Consider the following 21,303-nt stretch of genomic DNA (forward strand, 5'->3'; position numbering starts at 1 on the left):
TATTCTACATATACTCCCATTAAAAAGAGAAGTTGTCGTTTCCAACTTCTCTTCCTCTATACTTCATTCATATAAATAAAACAAAACGCTGTATATCCTCTATTCCCTCAGCATGAGCCAACAATTTCGTTGGCTTTTTTTCGCATTAAATACGAGAACGTAAATATGCATCAATAAATGGATCAATTTCTCCATCCATAACAGCTTGCACGTTACCAACCTCTGTATTTGTACGGTGGTCTTTTACAAGAGAATACGGGTGGAATACATAAGAACGAATTTGGCTACCCCATCCGATTTCTTTTTGTTCACCGCGAATCTCATCTAACTCAGCTTGTTGCTCTTCTAATTTCTTTTGATATAATTTCGCTTTTAACATTTTCATCGCATGTTCACGGTTTTTAATTTGAGAACGCTCTGACTGACATGTTACAACTGTGTTAGTTGGTGTATGTGTAATACGAACTGCTGAATCTGTCGTATTAATATGCTGTCCACCTGCACCACTTGCACGGTACGTATCAATTTTTAAGTCTTCTGAACGTATTTCAATTTCAACTTCATCATTGAACTCAGGAACAACTTCACAAGATACGAACGATGTATGACGACGGCCTGAAGAATCGAATGGTGAAATACGTACTAGACGATGTACACCTTTCTCTGCTTTTAAGTAACCGTAAGCGTTATGACCTTTAATTAATAAAGTAACACTCTTAATACCAGCTTCGTCACCTGGTAAGTAGTCAACCGTTTCTACTTTAAATCCACGTTTCTCAGCCCAACGTGTATACATACGTAATAGCATAGAACCCCAGTCTTGTGACTCTGTTCCACCTGCACCTGGATGTAATTCTAAAATCGCATTATTTTTATCATAAGGATCACTTAATAGTAACTGAAGCTCATACTCATTCATTTCTTGAATTAAGCCTTTTACTTCTGATTCTAACTCCTCATGTAAATCTTCATCGTACTCTTCTTTTAAAAGCTCATGCGTTATTTCTAAATTTTCGAATGTCTCATCTAACTTACGGAACTTTCCAACCATTTCTTTTAACGCATTTGCTTCGTTAATTACAACTTGTGCGCCTTGTTGGTCATCCCAAAATCCTGCGCCCATCATTTTTTCTTCTAATTCTGCAATTTGTTTTTCCTTAGTAGGGAGGTCAAAGAGACCCCCTAAAAGCCGCTAATCGCTTAGCCATTTTCTCTAATTCCTGTCTAATTTCTACTAATTCCATTTCCTTCACCTCTATGTAATTGCTGTTACTTTCGTATGAAAACAAGGGAAACTCTCTCCACTTATTACGGAGAGAGTTCAAACCTTCTTAATTATACATTTTTGATGTAAAAGTTTGCAAAACAGTCTGGGCTACCGACCTGTATTACTTCCCAATACCACAACAGTTTTTATACTTTTTACCACTACCACACTTACATAAATCGTTGCGGCCCACTTGGTCACCTTTTACAACCGGCTTTTTCTTCGCTTCTTCGCCATCGCTAGATGGATGAATAGCTTCACCTTGAGCAACTTCTTGACGCTCTAAGTTTTGTTCAATCTCAGCCTTCATAATGTAACGAGCGATTTCCTCTTCAATAGAAGCAATCATTGACTCGAACATTGCGAACCCTTCCATTTGATACTCACGAAGTGGATCGATTTGACCGTAAGCACGTAAATGAATACCTTCACGAAGGTGATCCATCGCATCAATATGCTCTGTCCATTTCGTATCTACAACACGGAATACAACAACTTTTTCGAACTCACGCATTTGCTCTTCTGGCATAAGCTTTTCTTTTTCATTGTAACGCTCTATTAATTTCGCGATAATTGGCTCGCTCATTTCTTCTGGAGCAAGGCGACGTAATTCTTCTTCTTTTATATCTCCTTCTTGCAGAAGGGTTGTATTTAAGTAGTCAACAAGACCTTTAATGTTCCAATCTTCTTCAATTTCCTCTTGTGTATGAAGCGCAACAGCACGTTCTACTGTAGATTTCATCATACCTTCAATAATGTCACGTAAGTTTTCAGACTCCATTACTTCTTGGCGCTGTTTGTAAATAACTTCACGTTGCTGACGAAGTACATCATCGTATTGTAGTAACTGCTTACGTGCATCATAGTTATTTCCTTCTACTCGTTTTTGCGCAGACTCTACCGCACGAGAAACCATTTTACTTTCAATCGGCTGTGAATCATCCATACCAAGACGATCCATCATTGATTTCATATTATCCGAACCAAATCGGCGCATTAATTCATCTTCCATTGATAAGTAGAACTGCGTAACACCAGGGTCTCCTTGACGACCAGCACGACCACGTAACTGATTATCAATACGACGACTTTCGTGACGTTCTGTACCGATAACTGCTAGACCAACGTTTTTAATATCGTCCCCAAGCTTAATATCTGTACCACGACCAGCCATGTTCGTCGCAATCGTTACGGCACCTTTAATACCAGCTTCAGCAATAATATCTGCTTCACGCGCATGGTTTTTCGCATTTAAAATGTTGTGGCGTACACCTTTACGAGTTAACATTTTTGAAATAAGCTCTGACGTTTCAATTGCAACTGTACCTACAAGAACAGGTTGCCCTTGTTTATGACGGTTTACAATATCCTCAACAACTGCATTGAATTTACCTTCCATTGATTTGAAGATTAAATCAGCACGGTCATCACGAATAATATCTTTGTTCGTTGGAATCACGATAACATTCATATTGTAAATGTTACGGAATTCTTCTTCTTCCGTTTTCGCTGTACCAGTCATACCAGATAACTTTTCATACATACGGAAGTAGTTCTGGAATGTAATTGTCGCAAGCGTCATACTTTCATTTTGAATCTCTACGCCTTCTTTTGCCTCGATAGCTTGGTGTAATCCTTCGCTATAACGACGACCTTTCATAAGACGACCTGTAAATTGGTCTACAATTACGATTTCGCCTTCTTGTACAACGTAATCTGTATCACGGTGCATAACAACGTGCGCACGAAGTGCCTGATTAATATGGTGAAGAAGTGCTACATGTTTTAAATCGAATAAGTTTTCAATATGGAAAGCTTTCTCTGCTTTCGTAATACCATCTTCTGTTAACATTACATTTTTTGTTTTCACATCAAATGAATAATCTTTTTCATTTTCTAACGTACGTACGAATGCATTTGCAAACATGTATAGCTCTGCTGATTTTTGAGCTTGTCCAGAAATAATAAGTGGCGTACGTGCTTCATCGACTAAAATAGAATCGACTTCATCGATAATAGCAAAATGAAGTGGACGTTGCACACACTGCTCTTTATATAAAACCATGTTGTCACGTAAGTAATCGAATCCAAGTTCATTATTTGTGCTGTACGTAATATCAGCAGCATAAGCTTCTTGTTTCTCTTCACGTGACATACTATTTAAGTTAATTCCTACTGTTAAGCCTAGGAACTCATGAAGTTGTCCCATTTCGCTCGCATCACGTTGTGCTAAGTACTCATTGACTGTAACAACGTGAACCCCTTTTCCTGTTAAAGCATTTAAATATACAGGTAATGTCGATGTTAACGTTTTACCTTCACCCGTTTTCATCTCAGAGATATTCCCTTCATGTAAGGCAATACCACCCATTAACTGCACGCCATACGGACGCATTCCAAGAACACGAGTCGCTGCTTCGCGAACAACTGCAAAAGCTTCAGGAAGTAGATCATCTACTGTCTCACCTTTTGTTAGACGTTCTTTAAATTCAAGCGTCTTTCCTTTTAATTGCTCATCAGTTAAAGGCTTAATAGATGATTCTAATGCATCAATTTGCTCAACTGTCTTCTGCATACGTTTAATTTGGCGTTGATTTACATCAAATACCTTTTTTAAAATACCGATCATAGGAAATACGCTCCTCTTTTTATTAAAATAAAACTTCCGATTGTTTTTCTTTTTCTCTATTACAATCAGTCGTTATAAAAATCAAATGTATGTTATGCCAATTTTTTCTCCTAATTAAAAAAACTAAAATGTATATACCTAATGATAATTGTAACACTTGTCTTATAACTATGACAACAATCGGCAGAATCTCGAGTTCTAAATTAGGAAAAGTTTTTTGAAAATCTATTTGCAGCAAAAAAAGCGCAGCCTCTTTCGGCTGCGCTTTCGAATCATTATCTTGTTTCGATTAAACCATATTTCCCATCTTTACGGCCATATACAACATTTGTTTCATTTGTATCAGCATTTGTGAAGACGAAGAAATTATGTCCTAGCATATCCATTTGTAGGATCGCTTCTTCAACGTCCATCGGTTTTAAATCGAATCGTTTTGTACGCACAAGTTCTAATTCATCCTCTTCTACCTCATCCAGAACAGCTACTGCTTCTGGAAGGATAAAGTTCGTTTTCACAGAACCTTTCTCACGTAATTTACGATTTACTTTTGTTTTATGTTTACGAATTTGTCGCTCAATTTTATCAACTACTAAATCGATAGCAGCGTACATATCGCTATTAGTTTCTTCTGCACGAAGTAATAAATCAGTAAACGGAATTGTTACCTCGACACGTTGCTTGTCAGAGTATACTTTTAAATTAACTTTAATCTCTGGGAATGTATCAAAATAACGCTCTAACTTACTTAGTTTTTTCTCTACATATTCCTTTAATGCTGGAGTTACTTCAATATTTTCACCACGAATGTTGAATTTCATAGATGAATTCCTCCTTTCAAGCCTATGTACTATAATTTCGACACCGGCTTAAAAACTCCTTCTAACTTTTTTAAAAAAATTAGTGGAATTGCGATTTTTTTATCGTTTTTTGTTGAAATGAAAAGATGCATCGTTTCTATCTTTATTTTATCCTATTAACATCATGAATAACGAATATAACTGTGGACAATTCGTTACAGAAAAGAAACAACTTTTTGACAACTCTGTTCATAACAAAAACCCCTTGTAAAAAACAAGAGGTTCTACTATATATAACGTTGCCACAAACGCAGCTTTCTCTCCCCAAAAACAATATCCCTACAGTTTTACAACATTAGCTGCTTGTGGTCCGCGCGCTCCATCAACAATGTCAAACTCTACTTTTTGCCCTTCTTCTAACGACTTATACCCATCTTGTTGAATAGCAGAAAAATGAACAAACACATCGTCACCATCTTCACGCTCAATAAACCCAAATCCCTTTTCTGCATTGAACCATTTCACTCTTCCTTGCATGTTCATTCCATTCCCTTCACTCTAAAAATCAGGGCATTTACCCCATATTTTGACTATAACGAATGACAACATATGAAGTCAAAGAAGACTTATCGTCTTTTTATTATACCTTTCGACAGTTACCGATTAACTTCTGCAAAGCGTCAAACTAGAAACTTCTCTCGCTCCTCTATCGTATAAAAGACTTCCAATTTGCCTAACTGTAATTCCTGTCGTATATACATCATCAACGAGTAAAATATGTTGCCCATGAAACATCTCTTCTCCTTGAAAATAAAAAGGATTACTTCCCGACAACCTTTCTTTACGCGTCTTTTTACTTTGCTTTTCTGTTTCCCTTCTGCCTAACGATGCATTAGAAACGCTAATAGGTAAACAAGCTGCAACCAGGAAACGATTAATTTCAAGACAAATATGCAGCAACTTGGGGAGAGCCTTAATTATCGTCAAATTACAATTTTCGTGAAAAACATACCTAGTCAAGAACATGAATACTGATGAAAAATTTAGAGCTGATAAACACGACTTTAAATAATCCAAAAAGAAGGAAAACAAGTTAGAAAGGTATCCAATTTGTAATTATTTATTCTACTTTATTTAATTTCCCAACGATAAATTTAAAAAGTAGAAATTAGCGATTCATGATACATACTGTTATGATCAATATGCGTTCTACTTCATTATCCATAATTTTAGCCGCCTCAATTAAAAGGCGGCCTTTCTTTGTTTAATGAGAACTGGCTATAATATCGAACAATATCCCCTATAAATACTATTAAAAGAGAGCATTATTCACCTTCTTTTTAATAAGTATTTAATGCAGTTTCTAAAGTTCCACCAATTGTCACATTTATATATTTTTATTTTCCAACAACTTTCTCTTGAATAACCACTTTTTCTCAAAGCCAAAAGAGAGACGACACTTGCCTCTCTTTTTTATATAAGCCATATTCATTTGAAAATCTTTATTTTTCAATCCACTTATCTGGGTTATTTAAAATCATTTGCTTTTTCTCTTCTGCACTTAATCCTATCCGGTTCATTGCATATTTTTTGTATTTATCTCGATATTTTTCAACTGTGGTCACAATACGAGCGGGGTTACCTGCAATTACAACTCCCTCTTGTAAAAAACTTTTGGTTACTACACTTCCTGCACCCACAATAATGTCGTCAGCAAGTTCTACACCAGGTAAGATAATACTATTTAAGCCAATAAAACAATTATTACCGATTGTAATTTTCCCAAAAGAGTCTGTAGCTTCAGGGATAGCCTTTCCTGTCGCGTTATCATGTGTAATAAATTTAACATCAGAACTTATAGTAATCTCATCTTTAAATTCTAGTAGATAGGGTTCAGCCGAAGTTAATGGCGAGAAGGTTCTCATATTACTTCCGATTTTAACTCCCATATCTCTATAATATTGCACCTTCAATTCCATTAAATCTCTCTTAAGGATACGCTTATATAAAACATACCTAATCAAATATTTTAATTTCTTCTTCATTTTTCTCTCCATTCAAGACGTAATATATATACATATAGTATAATATCCCCCTCAAAAAAACGATATATTTAATAGTGAAATTTATACTATAGTACTTATTGAATCCTTCCATTAATTGGCCATATAAATAATTACTTTATTAATTGTCACCTTGAGATAAATTCCTTATACGTACATTCAAGTGTATACTTGTAAAACTTCTCTATCAAACTACATTCTCTATTGCATCCATCCCTGCAGTATCTCCGTTTCTAAAAACTTCTTTCCCCCATTGTTGTATTATAATACCCTAGACCAGGATATGATGACTTAAAAAGACGTTCACTCTTTGGATAATACGATTTTGGAATAAAATTGTGTTCTTCCTTTCAGGCTTAAGGAGAAATATGCTCCAAACACCACACATATTTAGAAGCTCCCTTTTTTATACCTTGTACACATGTAACCTCCCTCTTCTTTTTCAAACCATCCAAATTATCCCGCACACCTGAAGAAAGTTCCTCTAGTAATAACTGTTTCCCAGCTTGCATCAGCAACCACCTCCAGCTCTACTATAAACCTTCCTCATACTCTCGTAAAAACTCAAAAAAGCCGATAACCTACTTATAAAATAGTAAGCTATCGACTTTATACACATCTTTTATTCAATTATAATCCTATAATCTACCGTAACCTAAGAAATGTTTTTGGTTGTATGAACTATTTACACTACCGTAAGTAACGCCTGTTGACTCATCAGCAGCATGAATCATTTGACCGCCACCAATGTAAATACCAACGTGAGATACGCCTGCTCTGTAAGTACCTTGTAAGAAGATAAGATCTCCTGGTTTCGCTTCAGATGGGCTAATCTTTTGTACAGAGTTCCATAAACCTCTAGTATCTTGACGACCTAAACCATAAACATAAGAGATTAATCCACTACAGTCAAATCCACCATTTGAAATTGACGCACTACCCCATACGTATTTTAGACCTACTAAACCTTTAGCTTTTGAGACAACATCTTGTCTTCCGCCACCATTGTCAGCTGGTACTTCTGGAGCTGGTGTTGCTTTTTTCTCTTCTTTTTTCTTAGGCTCATCTTTTTTAGCTTGTCCATCATTGTTTGCTGGAGCAGCTTGTGTTTGTGCTGGAGCCTGCGCCGGTTGTGCTGGAGCTTGTGCTTGTTGAGCAGCCTGCTCTGCTTGTTTTTGAGCAGCAGCTTCTTGTGCAGCTTTTTCTTGCGCTTCTTTTTCAGCAATTTGTTGTAACTTTAACGCTTGTTGTTCAAGCTCTTTTAATTGACTTTCCGTGCTTGTCATCGTAGTTACAACTGTTTCCATTTTACCGCTTAAATCATTTACTGCAGTTTCTTTTTTCGCTTTTTCAGCGTCAAGTTCTTTCTTAGCAGTTTCAATTTGAGCTTGTGCTTCTTTTAATTCTTTTTGTTTTTCTTTTACTGTTTCAACATCTTTTTTCACGTTCGCTTGATCTTCTTGTTGTGTTTTCATGATATCTTCGTCAGACTCAAGAATTTTAGAAACAGAATTTAAACGATCAACTAAATCTGCAATGTTTTTAGAGTTTACAAGAACTTCTGTTACAACGTTCGTATTTGGTTGTTCTTGAAGTGCAACTAAACGCTTTCTTAATAACTCTTCACGTTTTGCAATCTTTGTTTGTAATTCTGCAATATCTTTATTTTTCTTTTCGATTAACTGCTCAGTATCAGTAACTTTTTTCGTTGTTTCATCAAGTTTTGCAGCATTCTCTTGAACAGACTTATCTAAACCTTGAATTGTTTTGTTTAAGTCATTCATTTGTTTTTGTAATTCATCACGCTCTTGTTGTTGTTTATGTAAAGTGTCATTTTGTGTATTAATTTGTGATTTCACATCTGAAATATTATCTTCTGCAAATGCATTTGGTGTTAGTCCTGAAAACATTAACCCTGCAACTAATGCGCAAGATGCCATTTTTAGCTTTTTCATTTTATTTTTTACACCGCTTTCTTTTTTCATTTTCCGTATATAACCTATAAATTTTATACCATAATTCGGGATTTTTTTTACCAATGTTACGCTTTTGTAAAACAAATGTAATATTACATTACCTCTCTATTGCAAAATGCGTATAATTTTGTATGTATATGTAGAATTTCAAAAGATTTACACCGCTTATTATCGCGCGATTTGTGTGCAGGACTCCCCCTAAAAATTCGGCAATTGCAAGAAAGTTAGGCGTGAGATAATTGCCCATAAATGCCCAATTGGTGAAACTTTATAAAAAAGAAAAAAACGCAAGGATTCCCTTACGTTTTATTGCATATACAAATAAAATCGAAACGCTATTTCATCCATTTTTCAGCCCAATTTTGGACTTCATCCATAACACTTTCTAATGCTTTTCCTTTGTCAGTTAAGCCGTACTCAATTCGAACCGGTACTTCTGGATAAACATTACGAACTACAATGCCTTCGCTTTCCAATTCTTTTAAACGCTCTGACAACATACGATCGCTCATATTTGGTATAATATCCGCGATTTCTCTAAAGCGTTTTGATTCTTCGAGCAAAGATTTAATAATTAAGCCAGTCCATTTTTTACTAAGCAAAGTAAAAGCAGACTCAAACTTTGGACATAAGCAAGAATTATGCTCCATATGTTTCACCTCTCCTCTATTATAATATAGTTTCTTGTAAAAAGTAAGTAATAAAACTTTCCTCATTATTTTATTTTACGTACATTTTACCATTTCCAAATATTAACTTGTCAACTACATGGAAAATATCCGTAAAAAAACCCTCTTCAAAAAGAGAGCTTTTTATATCATTACTTCGTATACCATCCAAGACCTAGTGCACCTTCACCTAAATGCGTTCCAATTACAGCACCAAAATAACCTGTACGGATGGTAACATGAGGATATGTTGCTTCTAATTCAGCCTTCCATTCATTCGCTTCCTCTTCACGTTGCGCATGAATGATAACTGCTTCCATAGGTACACCTTTACTTGCTTGCTCATCAAAAATCTCAATAATTCGTTTTAATGCTTTTTTACGCGTACGAATCTTTTCAAATGGAATGATGATTTTATCTCTGAAATATAAAACTGGCTTCACTTGTAACAAACTACCAATGAAAGCTTGTGCGCTATTTAATCGTCCACCACGCTGTAAATGATGTAAATCATCCACTACAAAATAAGCGTCCATCGTTTGCTTCATTTCATCAAAACGAGCAATGATCTCTTTCGGACTTTTTCCTTCGCTCGCTAGTTTTGCCCCTTCACGTACATAGAATCCTTGCACTTCACAACTAATTTCAGAGTCGTACGTATATACATCAATACCCTCTACCATTTGACCAGCTGTCGTTGACGTTTGATATGTACCACTAATCCCGCTTGAAAGATGAATGCTAATAACTGCATCATAATCCTTAGATAATTCTTCATATAGCTCAACAAACTTTCCGATTGCTGGTTGAGAAGTTTTCGGAAGCTCTTCTTGCTCACGTACTTTTACATAAAAATCATCTGCTGAAATTTCAGCTTCTTCTTGATAAGATTCCGTTCCAAACACAACGTTTAATGGAATCATATATATATTGAGTTCATCACGAATATGCTTCGGTATATATGCTGTACTATCAGTAACAATAGCTGTTTTCATTTTCGTACCTGCCTTATAAAAAAGTTTTTATTTCCTAATTTTACACGAAAACTAAAAATGGTGCATCCATACATAAAAATGCGGGTTTGAAATTATACTCATCATCTCGACAAATTACAACAAAAAGGTAAAATACTCACCAAAAATTTCAACTTATTTATAAAAAATGTTTGAATATAAAAACGCCCGCTTTTAAAATGTAAAGTACTAGTCATTTTGATGGATAGGGGCGTATACAAGTGCTATTACAATATTTAACAATAAAAGACTACGGTGAACACGAAATTGTTATTCAAAAATCAAGATTCATCTGTTATGTTAGTCGTGCTACAACCGAAGAAGAAGCTCAAGAATTCATACAAAAAATCAAAAAACAAAACTGGAATGCAACACATAATTGTTCTGCGTATTTAATTGGCGAACAAGATCAAATCCAAAAAGCAAATGATGATGGTGAACCTAGCGGTACAGCTGGCGTACCTATGTTAGAGGTACTAAAAAAACGCGGTTTAAAAGATACCGTCGTTGTCGTTACCCGCTATTTTGGTGGCATCAAACTAGGCGCTGGTGGATTAATTCGCGCATATGGAAAATGTACAAGTGAAGGCATTAATCATGTCGGTGTTGTCGAGCGAAAACTAATGCGTGTTATGCAGACCGAAATTGATTACACATTACTTGGCAAAATCGAAAATGAATTACGCAATTCAAAATATGCCATTAAAGATATACATTATCTCGAAAATGTCACATTTGATACGTATGTAGAAGAAGATGGAAAACAAGCATTCACGGATTGGATGATTGAATTAACAAATGGGAAATGTACAATTACAGAAGGAGATATGTTGTACTTAGAACAAGATGTTATCTAAGAATAACTACTTTATCGCCTTTAAATATTAATGTAGTGAATTACTTTCCTACAAATGGACTAAGGAGATTATATATGGAAGAACGTTATTATCATCTCCAAAATAGCAGAATAAAAAAGAAACGAAGAAGAAAGTTTTTCTACTTCCTTATTTTCTTACTTTTATTTGGTAGTGTAGGGCTTTATATATTAAATTCCTACTCTTCTCTGATGGGGATGTATAGTGGTTTTACTCGTGAAAAATCGGATTTGAGAACCGAAGATGTAGAAATTACAAAGGAGCCTTTTACACTCCTTATTATGGGTATAGAAGATTATGCAACAGACGGTCAAAACGGTCGTACAGATTCATTAATGTTTGCGACAGTCAATCCGAAAACGCAGAAGATTTCGCTTATGAGTATCCCTCGTGATAGTCGCGTTCCAATTGTCGGAAAGAATAAAGAGGACAAAATTAACGCTGCGCATGCTTACGGCGGAGAAGAAATGGCAATCAAAACTGTCGAAGGTTTTCTAAAAGTGCCTGTAGACCATTATCTTAAAATTGATTTCCAAGGCTTCAAAGGCATTGTTGATGCTGTTGGCGGTGTTACTGTTGATGTCCCCTTCGATTTTTGGGAGCGTTCAGACGTGGATTACTACAAAAAAATCGAATTTAAGCAAGGACAACAAGAATTAAATGGTGAAGAAGCACTCGCTTACGTTCGTATGCGAAAGCAAGATCCAAATGGCGACTATGGTCGGGCCGCTAGACAAAGACAATTACTTGCTGCTGTTGCTCAAAAACTAAATTCGACCTCTACCGTATTTAAAATTAAAGATTTGACAGCAGTCGTTGGAAAATATATAAAAACTGACATTCCTATTTCAGATGGCCTTGCTCTTTACAATAAACTTTCTGGGTTTGATCCTTCTACAATGCAAACGTTCAAACTTGAAGGAGAAGACAAAAAAATAGGCGGTATTTATTACTTCCTCCCAGATCCAAACGGTGTTGAGGCAGTACGTAACGAAATAAAAAAAGAATTAGGAGAAAAGGTAAACACGCAAGAAAATCCAACAACAAAAACCGAATCAAATCCTTCTTCAAATTCTAACTCTAACGAAAAAGCGAAGAAAGAAACGAATCAAAACAAAACACCAACTGATCCCCCTCCTTCTACAAATGCTCATGCAGAGTGGATTATGAGAAATCAGCCATAACAAAAAGAGCCAAATCCCATAGGATTTGGCCCTTTTTTATTTACTTATTGAAGTGTTGTAAAATTGCTTCTACAATACGTTCTGATGCACGGCCGTCACCGTAAGGGTTAGACGCTTTCGTCATCTTATCGTGAGCTTCTTTATTTGATAACAACTCATCAGCAAGGTTAAAGATTGTCTCTTCGTCTGTTCCTGCTAATTTTAATGTACCTGCTTCGATTCCTTCTGGGCGCTCCGTTGTATCACGAAGAACAAGAACTGGCACACCAAGTGATGGTGCTTCTTCTTGTACACCGCCAGAATCAGTTAACATTAAGTATGAACGAGCTGCAACGTTATGGAAATCAATTACGTCTAACGGCTCAATTAAATGAATGCGGTTATGTTCGCCTAAAATATCATTCGCTGTTTCACGAACAACAGGGTTCATATGAACAGGATACACAACTTGTACATCTTCATGCTTATTAACAAGACGCTTAATTGCACGGAACATATTACGCATCGGCTCACCTAAATTTTCACGACGGTGAGCTGTCATAAGTACAAGACGATCATTTCCAAGCTTCTCTAGTACAGGATGACTATATGTTTCTTTTACAGTCGTTTTTAATGCGTCAATTGCTGTATTTCCTGTTATGAAAATGCGTGACTCATCTTTATTTTCTTTCTGTAAGTTCGTTGCTGATTTTGCTGTCGGTGAGAAATGAAGGTCCGCCATTACGCCTGTTAATTGACGATTCATCTCTTCTGGATATGGAGAATATTTATCCCATGTACGAAGTCCTGCTTCCACATGACCTACTGGAATTTGATTATAAAAAGCAGCTAAGCTTGCAATAAATGTTGTCGTTGTATCACCATGTACAAGTACAATATCCGGCTTCGCTTCTTTCATCACTTTATCCAAACCTTCTAAACCGCGCGTTGTAATATCAATTAAAGTTTGACGATCTTTCATAATATTTAAATCGAAATCTGGCGTAATTCCAAAGATATTTAATACTTGATCTAACATTTGACGATGTTGTGCTGTTACAGTCACAATCGATTCAATTTTTTCTGGGTGTTTTTGCAACTCTAATACAAGAGGTGCCATTTTAATTGCTTCTGGACGTGTCCCGAAAATTGTCATTACTTTTAAACGTTCAGTCATTTGATTGCCTCTTTTCTTTCGCTAGTTACAACTTCTATTATGACATATAAGAATATACATGGATACATGCCTTTTTAACGAATAACAGAAACATTTCTATTACAAATACTTTTCCTGCCAATCGAGTAATAATCAATCGATTGCTTCTTGGCATCCTCATCAGTATAGCAATTTCTTCCATCAAATAAAATAGGCTTTCTCATGAGTCGTGCGTACTTTTCTAACGGGTAAGATCGGATCGCTTCCCATTCTGTTACGATGAAGGCCGCACTCGCTCCTCTAATCGATTCATCTATACATTCACTATATTGTATAGTCTCCCCAAATATATTTTTTACATTTCGAGTCGCCTTTGGATCATACAGAACTACATCTGCACCTACATTAATTAATTCTTCTATTATAATAAGAGATGAAGCTTCTCTAATATCATCAGTATTTGGCTTAAACGCTGCTCCAAGAACCGCAATCCGCTTCTTGTTCATATTTATGACTTTCTTTGCCTTTTCAATCAATAACAACTGTTGTTTATTATTCACTTCAATAACTGCTTTTAACAAGCGAAAATCATGTTCCACATTACCTGCAAGTTGCACAAGCGCTTTCGTATCTTTCGGAAAACACGATCCTCCGTAGCCGATGCCAGCATGTAAAAAGGATTCACCAATCCTCTTATCCATCCCCATTCCTTTTGCAACCTCTAATACATTTGCGCCTACCTTCTCACATATATTTGAAATTTCATTAATAAAACTAATCTTCGTAGCTAAGAAAGCGTTCGACGCATATTTAATCATCTCTGCACTTTTAATATCAGTAACATACGTTTGTAAGTGTAGTTCACTATACAAACTCTCCACTCTTTGCGCTACTTCCTCATTATCTGCGCCAATTACAATGCGATCCCCCTGAAAAAAATCGTAAACACCTGAACCTTCCCGTAGAAATTCTGGATTCGATACGATATGTAATTCATGCCTACCCTTTAGTTTCTCCTCAATCCATCCTCTCATAGCATCATTCGTCCCTACAGGAACCGTACTTTTCGTAACAACAATAATGTCGTTCGTCACATATGTTCCAATATCAGCACAAGCACTTTGAATATATGTTAAATCTGCTGTCCCATCTAATAAAGATGGCGTTCCAACTGCAATAAATATAAACGCTGCATCGTGAAACGCCTTTACTTTATTTGTTGTAAAAGTTAAACAATCCTTCTCACATGCATCATGAATTAATTCATGTAAGCCGGCTTCATAAATAGGTAGGTTCCCTCGTTTTATCTGTTCAATCTTTTCATCATTTATATCAAAACACGTAACTGAATGTCCCAACATTGCCAATCCTACACCTGTAATCAATCCAACATATCCGGTACCTATTATCGTAATTTTCATTTCCCTTTCGCACAGGAATATACAGTAGAAAATATACGAATACATAGAGTGCTCCCTGCGCTTCCCCCTCTCACATTAAAAATGAGAATACCCTTTTACTCCTTTATTATATGAATTACTTTCTGCATTCTTTTTTAAGTTTTTGTAAAATTAAATGAAGCAATATAAAGTGAAACTTTAATCAGTGGGAGTTTTGTCCACCCCCCACTAATTAATAACCCATACCAATCAGGCTTTTACAGGTAGCACACCAATTGCGGGATAAATTCCCACATTTTAACACGGAACTTACTCATTTCTACGTGCAACACTTATAATACTGAAATAAAAGTATTCACTACCTAAGAAAAATAGGAAATGTCATATTCCAAAGCCTGGTACGAGTAACCTTCCCAAATGAACCAACATTCTGTATACAATTGTCATATATTCTATCCGCTTCCATTTACCGTAAAAAGAAAAAAAGATTGAATTCTAATCTTTTTGTGATACCATATGTTATGAGCCTGTAAATAAACATCATAATTTTCAGATAAATACATTAAAAAAATTACGTTAGACTATAAAAGGGTGGGGTATTAATGGACTCACAAGTGATTTATGCCATTTTGGCATCTTTCATCACTGTACTCGTCGTTACTCCTTTAGTTATTAAATTAGCTTTTAAAATAGGAGCAACAGATAAGCCAAACGCACGTAAAGTACACCAAAAAATTATGCCTCGTCTTGGCGGGTTAGCAATATTTATCGGTGTAGCTGTAGGATTTGTGGTCGGTGGCTTATATGAACAAAGAATGTTATCGATAACGTTAGGTGCAATCATCATTGTAATCATTGGTATTTTAGATGATATGTACGAGTTATCTGCGAAAGTAAAATTCGGTGGACAACTATTAGTTGCCATTATGATTGTAAAAAGTGGATTATTAGTGCAAGTATTATATATTCCAATTCTCGGGGATACTGAACTTGGATGGCTTGCTTATCCAATTACAGTATTTTGGATTGTAGGTATTACAAATGCAATCAACTTAATTGACGGCTTAGATGGATTATCTGCTGGTATTTCATCTATCGTACTGGCAACGCTAGCATATATGGCCTTCACTAGCCCATGGGGTACTGGAACAGCTATTATCTTGCCTCTAGCACTAATTACGTTAGCAAGTACAATTGGGTTTTTATTCTACAACTTCCATCCAGCAAAAATTTTCATGGGAGATACAGGAGCATTATTTTTAGGATATTGTATTTCTGTTATATCGTTACTTGGATTATACAAAAGCGTAACGTTATTCAGTTTTATCGTTCCAGTTATCATTTTAGGTGTACCTGTATTTGATACGACATTTGCAATCATTCGTCGTATCGTAAATAAAAAGCCTATTTCAGCACCAGATAAGTCGCATTTGCATCACCGTTTGCTTGCAATGGGATTCTCTCATCGTAAAACGGTACTAATTATATACGCATTCGGTATTTTCTTTAGTGTAAATGCCATTATTTTCACTAGTGCAACATTATGGTTATCCATTTTTCTTCTTTTCGTTTTAATCTTCTTTACAGAAATCATTGCTGAACTAATCGGACTTGTACACGAGCGTTACAAACCAATTATTTCCTTCTATAAAAAAGTGAAAAAACGCGAAGACTAATTGTAGTATAGCCTTTACAATTATGAAATATTCAAATAGCATCCTCTTTCTTTGAAGAGGATGCTATTTTTTATTTTTTTATCCCTCATTTTATATTTCCAAAATATAGATTGTTTGAGAGTGCCTCTATTGGAGAAAGATATACATAATAAGAAATGGGTTACATTTTCTTTTTTACATCTTGATTGTCAAACTGAGGGTGAATGTTATGATCAAGCGAGTATTTCTATACATCATTTTATTTTTAGCGGTTACTATGTACGCGTCATCTCATGCAGAAGCAACTACGGTTATTCCTGCTGAACTTCATCCAAATACTGAAACTACCTCTCCTACACAAAAAATCGCGTACTTAACATTTGATGACGGGCCAAACAAATATACTACGCAAATTTTAAACATTTTAAAAGAAAAGAACGGAAAAGCAACTTTCTTTGTTATTGGAGGAAAGGTACCGCATTATAAAAAGACAATGCAGCGATTAATTAAAGACGGACATTATATCGGACTCCATAGCATGTCACACGATGTAAAACGCCTTTATACTGGCGATCCTTCTACTTTAATTACAGAAATGGAGCAAACACAAAACATTGTCCAGCAAATTACAAAGTTAAATACACATCTCGTTCGTGTCCCCTACGGTAGTATGCCGTACTTAAAAAAGAATTACCGTGACGCACTTGTATCAGCTGAGTATAAAATGTGGGATTGGACCATTGATACATATGACTGGAAAAGTTATGATAATCCTTCTGCCATACTAGAAAGAGTACGTAATCAAAGCGATGAACAAATCGAAGTTATTTTAATGCACGATTCGAGTGTTACTGTACAAATACTTCCAAAAGTAATTGATTATTTACAGTCACAAGGATACAAACTTCTTCCCTATAATCCATCTTCTCATCTCGAAGTGAATTTCTGGAAAGACACAAGATTGTAACAGCTTTAGTACTTATGTGCTAAAGCTGTTTTATTTTTCTCTTCCCACCCTTCCCATTTTTGTGTAAAATTTTAAATAGTGATGAAGTTTCGAGGTGAATAGAAATGAAACGAATAGATCTCATTTTTAACGCAATACAAGAAGGAAATTATACAGAAGGTGTAACTGCATCAGAACTCGCTACCCTGTTACAACTAGATCGTGCCAATGTAAGTAGCGACTTAAACAAACTTGTAAAAGATACACGTTTATTAAAAACAAATACGCGCCCTGTTCGTTTTTATATAGAAACGAACACTTCGTTGGAAACGCATTCAAAAGATGTCACTTCATTAGATACATTTGCAATTGAAAATACAAGCCTTAAAATTGCAATTGAAAAAGCGAAAGCTTCTATTCTCTATCCTCCAAACGGTATGCATACTTTACTGCTAGGAGAAACAGGAGTCGGAAAATCTATGTTCGCTTCTTTAATGCACGAATATGCAATTGAAGTTGAACAGCTTCAAAAAAATGCACCCTTTATCGTCTTTAACTGTGCTGATTATGCGAACAACCCACAGTTACTACTTGGACAGTTATTTGGGATTAAAAAAGGGGCTTACACGGGCGCAAGTGATCAAAAAGGGTTAATTGAAAAAGCACATGAAGGGATTCTTTTCTTAGATGAAGTACATCGGCTTCCTCCAGAGGGACAAGAAATGCTTTTCACCTTTATTGACCGTGGGGTATACCGCCGCCTTGGAGAAACAGAAAACGAGCGGAAAGCACAAGTATTAATCATTACAGCAACGACAGAAGAACCAAATTCATTTTTATTAAAAACATTTACAAGACGTATACCGATGACTGTCACGCTTCCACCACTTCGTGAGCGTACACACAAAGAGCGCTTTGCTTTACTGCAACTATTTTTCACAAATGAAGCAATTCGCCTGAGAAAAGAAATTCATGTTAGCCCAAATACAATGCGTGCTTTCGTCTTTTACAATTGTCCTAATAACATCGGTCAATTAAAAACGGATGTGCAAATTGCCTGTGCGAAAGCCTATTCTGATTTCGTGACAAAGAAACGTGACTCTGTCTATGTTTCAAGTACAGATTTACCTTGGTATATGAAAGAAGGACTGTTTATTGAAAGAAAGAGCCGCCATCTGTACCAAATACCGAATGAAACATTTGTATTTACAAGTGATGAAGGCTGGAGTAACCATAAAACAGAAGATGAAAAACGTTCTTCTATTTACGATTATATTGATTATAAATATGAAGAACTTCAAGCACGTGGTATTGAAGAGGAAGAATTAGAACTACTAATAGAAAATGATATCCAAAGCTTTTTCGTACAATATTTTAACCAAATGTCCAAAAAGACTAGTCATGAAAATGTTTTTAAAATTGTGGATCGTAATATCGTTTCCGTATGTGAAAAAATAGCGGAACTCGCTGAAAAGCATTTATCTAAGACGTTTGATGAAAAAGTATTTCTCGCTTTAAGTTTACATGTACAGACAACTCTACAACGTTTACAAGGCGGGAAACAAATTCATCATCCACAATTAAATCAAATTCGTACGAAATATAAAGAAGCTTTTTCCGTAGCTATGCAATGTATCCAGCTACTGGAGGAAGAATTGCAAATAACAATGCCTATTGATGAAGCAGGCTTCTTAACAATGTTCTTCGTTGTTGATCCAATTCCTGCCTCACAAACAGAAGTAAAAGTATTAATATTAGCACACGGTAATGGCATCGCAACAGAAATGGCAAACGTTGCAAACGAACTTCTCGGTATTGAGGAAGTAACCGGTATCGATATGCCGTTACATGAATCGCCGAAAGATTTCTTAGAGCGTGTCAAAGTGTATATGAAAACACTGCAAAATGTAAATGGGCTTCTCCTACTCGTAGATATGGGATCACTCGCTTATATCGGTGACATATTAGAAACTGAGTTCAAAATTCCTGTACGTATCCTTTCTATGACAAGCACACCACACGTATTAGAAGCGGCACGGAAAGCTCAGCTCGGGTATTCATTAGACGCACTATATGAAACAGTGAAAAATTTAACACCGTTTTACTTAAACGTACAAGAAGAAAAGAAAAAGCCACTCTCTCCAATGAAATCTGTTATTTTAACAGCTTGTTTAACTGGAGAAGGAAGTGCTTTAGCGATTCAAAAAATGTTAGAGAATTATTTACGATTTGATAAAGACTTGATTGAAATTATTCCGATTAGTATCGTCCATGAAAAAGATTTAACGAAAATGATTGAGAACATAAAAAAAGAACGTAATATCATTTGTATTGTCACAAATTTCGATGTGCAAGTACCGTGCTTAACATATCATTTCCAAGACATTGTAAACTACACAGCCATTCAGCCAATTCAAGAATTGATTACGTATGAAGAAACATACGCAAAAATGGCTGACATTCTTGAACAACAAATGCAACGTAACGACGGAGCATTACTCATTAAAACAATTCGTTACGCATTAAATACAATTCAAGAATTAATTTCCTTACAGCTAACCCCAGATAGCTTAATGGGTGTAATTCTTCATATGAGCTGTATGGTTGACCGTCTTCAAAAAGGGGAAAGTCTCCTCCCTCATCCTGACAAAGAAAAACGACGACAAGATGAGTACTGGATGTATATGAAAGTGAAAAAAGCACTACAACCGATTGAAAATACATTTGAAATACAAATACCCGATGACGAAGTATTTTACATCATGGACTTCTTCATAAAAAATCAGCCTGTGAAAAGTTAAACGCGGAAATTTTTTACTATATCGACTGCAACTCAGATTATATCAGCGATTTTCATCGACGCAACTCGGATTATATCAGCGATTTTCAAAATATATCGACGCAACACAGAGAAGAAACTCGGATTATATCAGCGATTTTCAAAATATATCGACGCAACTCGGATTATATCAGCGATTTTCAAAATATATCGGCGCAACTCGGATTATATCAGCGATTTTCAAAATATATCGATTTACTGACAATAATCGCTAAAATTTGTACCCTATATAAGAAGAAAAGGCTGTTCCAATTTGGAACAGCCTTTTCATTTACTTCTTTACTTTTCTAATCCGTCCTCTTATTTCTCCTCTTTTGTGTGATTTCGTATGAACATTTACATATACATTTGCTTGAATGATTTCTTGAAGAAAGTGAACAAATGATTTCCCATGTAAAGGACCTTCGAAATCATCCGCATTCATTACACCGGTAATACTCCCCTCATTCAAACTAATCCCCTGTTCTAGCGGACCGTACAAATAAAAAACAATAGGACCTATTTGAGCGGACTTTCCTAAATGAATTTGACACGATGTGACCTTCTCTATATTTTTTAGTATGACTCTGTAATGCAATTTCGTTAAATCATCACTAAAAATAAACTCCGCAACCCCAAAAGCTTCTGTATTTACAGGAGGTACTTCTCTCTTCCCCATTAGCCTAGCAAAAAAGTGTGTTGTCATAAGGCATTCTCCTTATATAAATTTCCCAGCACTACTTCTACTACTTTATGGTTTATACATAATCATTTATGACTTTTTCAATTTTAATTACAAAGAAAAGATTCACATAATCTTTACATTAGAATCGTTCCTTTTGCTTTACTACCTCTTGTATAATGCACATAGAAAAGC

General features: G+C 35.6%; 16 protein-coding genes and 2 pseudogenes. 5 read left to right on the plus strand and 13 right to left on the minus strand.

Features of this window, described 5'->3' with window-relative positions; translation table 11 throughout:
• Positions 1–145: 145 nt before the first annotated feature.
• The 10 genes and pseudogenes from prfB to DN410_RS13750 all read right to left on the minus strand — a co-directional run bounded on the left by prfB (position 146) and on the right by DN410_RS13750 (position 10,395).
• Positions 146–1,244, minus strand: a protein-coding gene (gene prfB / locus DN410_RS13705) for a peptide chain release factor 2 (RefSeq protein WP_149176907.1) whose coding sequence is annotated in 2 segments (ribosomal slippage) — positions 146–1,171 and positions 1,173–1,244 — 1,098 coding nt in all. Because the reading frame shifts where the segments join, the coding sequence is not laid out codon by codon here.
• A gap of 144 nt (positions 1,245–1,388) precedes the next feature.
• Complete coding sequence (gene secA / locus DN410_RS13710) at positions 1,389–3,896, minus strand: preprotein translocase subunit SecA (RefSeq protein ID WP_149176908.1); 2,508 nt, start codon at positions 3,894–3,896, stop codon at positions 1,389–1,391.
• Positions 3,897–4,171: 275 nt separating this feature from the next.
• Complete coding sequence (gene hpf / locus DN410_RS13715) at positions 4,172–4,714, minus strand: ribosome hibernation-promoting factor, HPF/YfiA family (protein ID WP_149176909.1); 543 nt, start codon at positions 4,712–4,714, stop codon at positions 4,172–4,174.
• A gap of 318 nt (positions 4,715–5,032) precedes the next feature.
• Positions 5,033–5,230, minus strand: coding sequence for a cold shock protein CspC (gene cspC / locus DN410_RS13720; RefSeq protein ID WP_001162040.1), 198 nt, complete (start codon positions 5,228–5,230; stop codon positions 5,033–5,035).
• Between the two features lie 126 nt (positions 5,231–5,356).
• A pseudogene (locus DN410_RS13725) lies at positions 5,357–5,620 on the minus strand (ComF family protein); the annotation flags it as partial.
• A gap of 575 nt (positions 5,621–6,195) precedes the next feature.
• Entirely contained in the window at positions 6,196–6,738 is a 543-nt protein-coding gene (locus DN410_RS13730; RefSeq protein ID WP_179958613.1) for an acyltransferase, read from the minus strand.
• 401 nt (positions 6,739–7,139) lie between these two features.
• Positions 7,140–7,268 (minus strand): annotated as a pseudogene (locus tag DN410_RS13735) (helicase); the annotation flags it as partial.
• Between the two features lie 126 nt (positions 7,269–7,394).
• Positions 7,395–8,816: a C40 family peptidase gene (locus tag DN410_RS13740; RefSeq protein ID WP_149176911.1), complete on the minus strand. Its 1,422-nt coding sequence runs from the start codon at positions 8,814–8,816 to the stop codon at positions 7,395–7,397.
• 251 nt (positions 8,817–9,067) lie between these two features.
• A complete protein-coding gene (locus DN410_RS13745; RefSeq protein WP_000400857.1) occupies positions 9,068–9,382 on the minus strand; it encodes a winged helix-turn-helix transcriptional regulator in 315 nt (104 codons plus the stop codon).
• A 170-nt stretch (positions 9,383–9,552) separates the two neighbouring features.
• Positions 9,553–10,395 carry a DegV family protein gene (locus DN410_RS13750; protein WP_149176912.1) on the minus strand — a complete coding sequence of 281 codons (843 nt, stop codon included), beginning with the start codon at positions 10,393–10,395 and terminating at the stop codon, positions 9,553–9,555.
• A 239-nt stretch (positions 10,396–10,634) separates the two neighbouring features.
• On the opposite strand from DN410_RS13750, the gene DN410_RS13755 reads away from it, so the two are divergent.
• Both DN410_RS13755 and DN410_RS13760 read left to right on the plus strand, forming a co-directional pair.
• Entirely contained in the window at positions 10,635–11,270 is a 636-nt protein-coding gene (locus DN410_RS13755; protein WP_000926682.1) for a YigZ family protein, read from the plus strand.
• Positions 11,271–11,344: 74 nt separating this feature from the next.
• Positions 11,345–12,472, plus strand: a complete 1,128-nt coding sequence (locus DN410_RS13760) for an LCP family protein (RefSeq protein ID WP_149176913.1) — start codon at positions 11,345–11,347, stop codon at positions 12,470–12,472.
• Positions 12,473–12,512: 40 nt separating this feature from the next.
• On the opposite strand, the gene wecB is transcribed toward DN410_RS13760, so the two are convergent.
• Together wecB and DN410_RS13770 are read right to left on the minus strand one after the other, a co-directional pair.
• Positions 12,513–13,628 carry a non-hydrolyzing UDP-N-acetylglucosamine 2-epimerase gene (wecB, locus tag DN410_RS13765; protein WP_149176914.1) on the minus strand — a complete coding sequence of 372 codons (1,116 nt, stop codon included), beginning with the start codon at positions 13,626–13,628 and terminating at the stop codon, positions 12,513–12,515.
• 74 nt (positions 13,629–13,702) lie between these two features.
• Positions 13,703–15,073: a UDP-glucose dehydrogenase family protein gene (locus DN410_RS13770; protein ID WP_149176915.1), complete on the minus strand. Its 1,371-nt coding sequence runs from the start codon at positions 15,071–15,073 to the stop codon at positions 13,703–13,705.
• A 536-nt stretch (positions 15,074–15,609) separates the two neighbouring features.
• On the opposite strand from DN410_RS13770, the gene DN410_RS13775 reads away from it, so the two are divergent.
• The 3 genes from DN410_RS13775 to DN410_RS13785 all read left to right on the plus strand — a co-directional run bounded on the left by DN410_RS13775 (position 15,610) and on the right by DN410_RS13785 (position 20,409).
• A complete protein-coding gene (locus tag DN410_RS13775) occupies positions 15,610–16,683 on the plus strand; it encodes a glycosyltransferase family 4 protein (protein WP_000378312.1) in 1,074 nt (357 codons plus the stop codon).
• A 208-nt stretch (positions 16,684–16,891) separates the two neighbouring features.
• Positions 16,892–17,629, plus strand: a complete 738-nt coding sequence (locus DN410_RS13780; RefSeq protein WP_149176916.1) for a polysaccharide deacetylase family protein — start codon at positions 16,892–16,894, stop codon at positions 17,627–17,629.
• Positions 17,630–17,733: 104 nt separating this feature from the next.
• On the plus strand, positions 17,734–20,409 hold the full coding sequence (locus tag DN410_RS13785; RefSeq protein ID WP_149176917.1) for a sigma-54-dependent transcriptional regulator: 2,676 nt from the start codon (positions 17,734–17,736) through the stop codon (positions 20,407–20,409).
• Positions 20,410–20,718: 309 nt separating this feature from the next.
• Here DN410_RS13785 and exsM read toward each other — a convergent pair whose 3' ends face one another.
• Complete coding sequence (gene exsM, locus DN410_RS13790) at positions 20,719–21,132, minus strand: exosporium regulatory protein ExsM (RefSeq protein WP_149176918.1); 414 nt, start codon at positions 21,130–21,132, stop codon at positions 20,719–20,721.
• Positions 21,133–21,303 lie beyond the last annotated feature (171 nt).

This window comes from Bacillus sp. SH5-2 (assembly GCF_008368905.1).
Taxonomy (GTDB): domain Bacteria; phylum Bacillota; class Bacilli; order Bacillales; family Bacillaceae_G; genus Bacillus_A; species Bacillus_A luti.

Bases quoted from the DNA above. Each gene is read 5' to 3' on its own strand.
- DN410_RS13730 (WP_179958613.1), bottom strand. From the start codon at position 6,738: ATGAAGAAGAAATTAAAATATTTGATTAGGTATGTTTTATATAAGCGT.
- DN410_RS13760 (WP_149176913.1), top strand. From the start codon at position 11,345: ATGGAAGAACGTTATTATCATCTCCAAAATAGCAGAATAAAAAAGAAA.
- DN410_RS13750 (WP_149176912.1), bottom strand. From the start codon at position 10,395: ATGAAAACAGCTATTGTTACTGATAGTACAGCATATATACCGAAGCAT.
- DN410_RS13775 (WP_000378312.1), top strand. From the start codon at position 15,610: ATGGACTCACAAGTGATTTATGCCATTTTGGCATCTTTCATCACTGTA.
- DN410_RS13780 (WP_149176916.1), top strand. From the start codon at position 16,892: ATGATCAAGCGAGTATTTCTATACATCATTTTATTTTTAGCGGTTACT.
- DN410_RS13745 (WP_000400857.1), bottom strand. From the start codon at position 9,382: ATGGAGCATAATTCTTGCTTATGTCCAAAGTTTGAGTCTGCTTTTACT.
- hpf (WP_149176909.1), bottom strand. From the start codon at position 4,714: ATGAAATTCAACATTCGTGGTGAAAATATTGAAGTAACTCCAGCATTA.
- wecB (WP_149176914.1), bottom strand. From the start codon at position 13,628: ATGACTGAACGTTTAAAAGTAATGACAATTTTCGGGACACGTCCAGAA.
- DN410_RS13770 (WP_149176915.1), bottom strand. From the start codon at position 15,073: ATGTATTCGTATATTTTCTACTGTATATTCCTGTGCGAAAGGGAAATG.
- DN410_RS13785 (WP_149176917.1), top strand. From the start codon at position 17,734: ATGAAACGAATAGATCTCATTTTTAACGCAATACAAGAAGGAAATTAT.
- secA (WP_149176908.1), bottom strand. From the start codon at position 3,896: ATGATCGGTATTTTAAAAAAGGTATTTGATGTAAATCAACGCCAAATT.
- exsM (WP_149176918.1), bottom strand. From the start codon at position 21,132: ATGACAACACACTTTTTTGCTAGGCTAATGGGGAAGAGAGAAGTACCT.
- cspC (WP_001162040.1), bottom strand. From the start codon at position 5,230: ATGCAAGGAAGAGTGAAATGGTTCAATGCAGAAAAGGGATTTGGGTTT.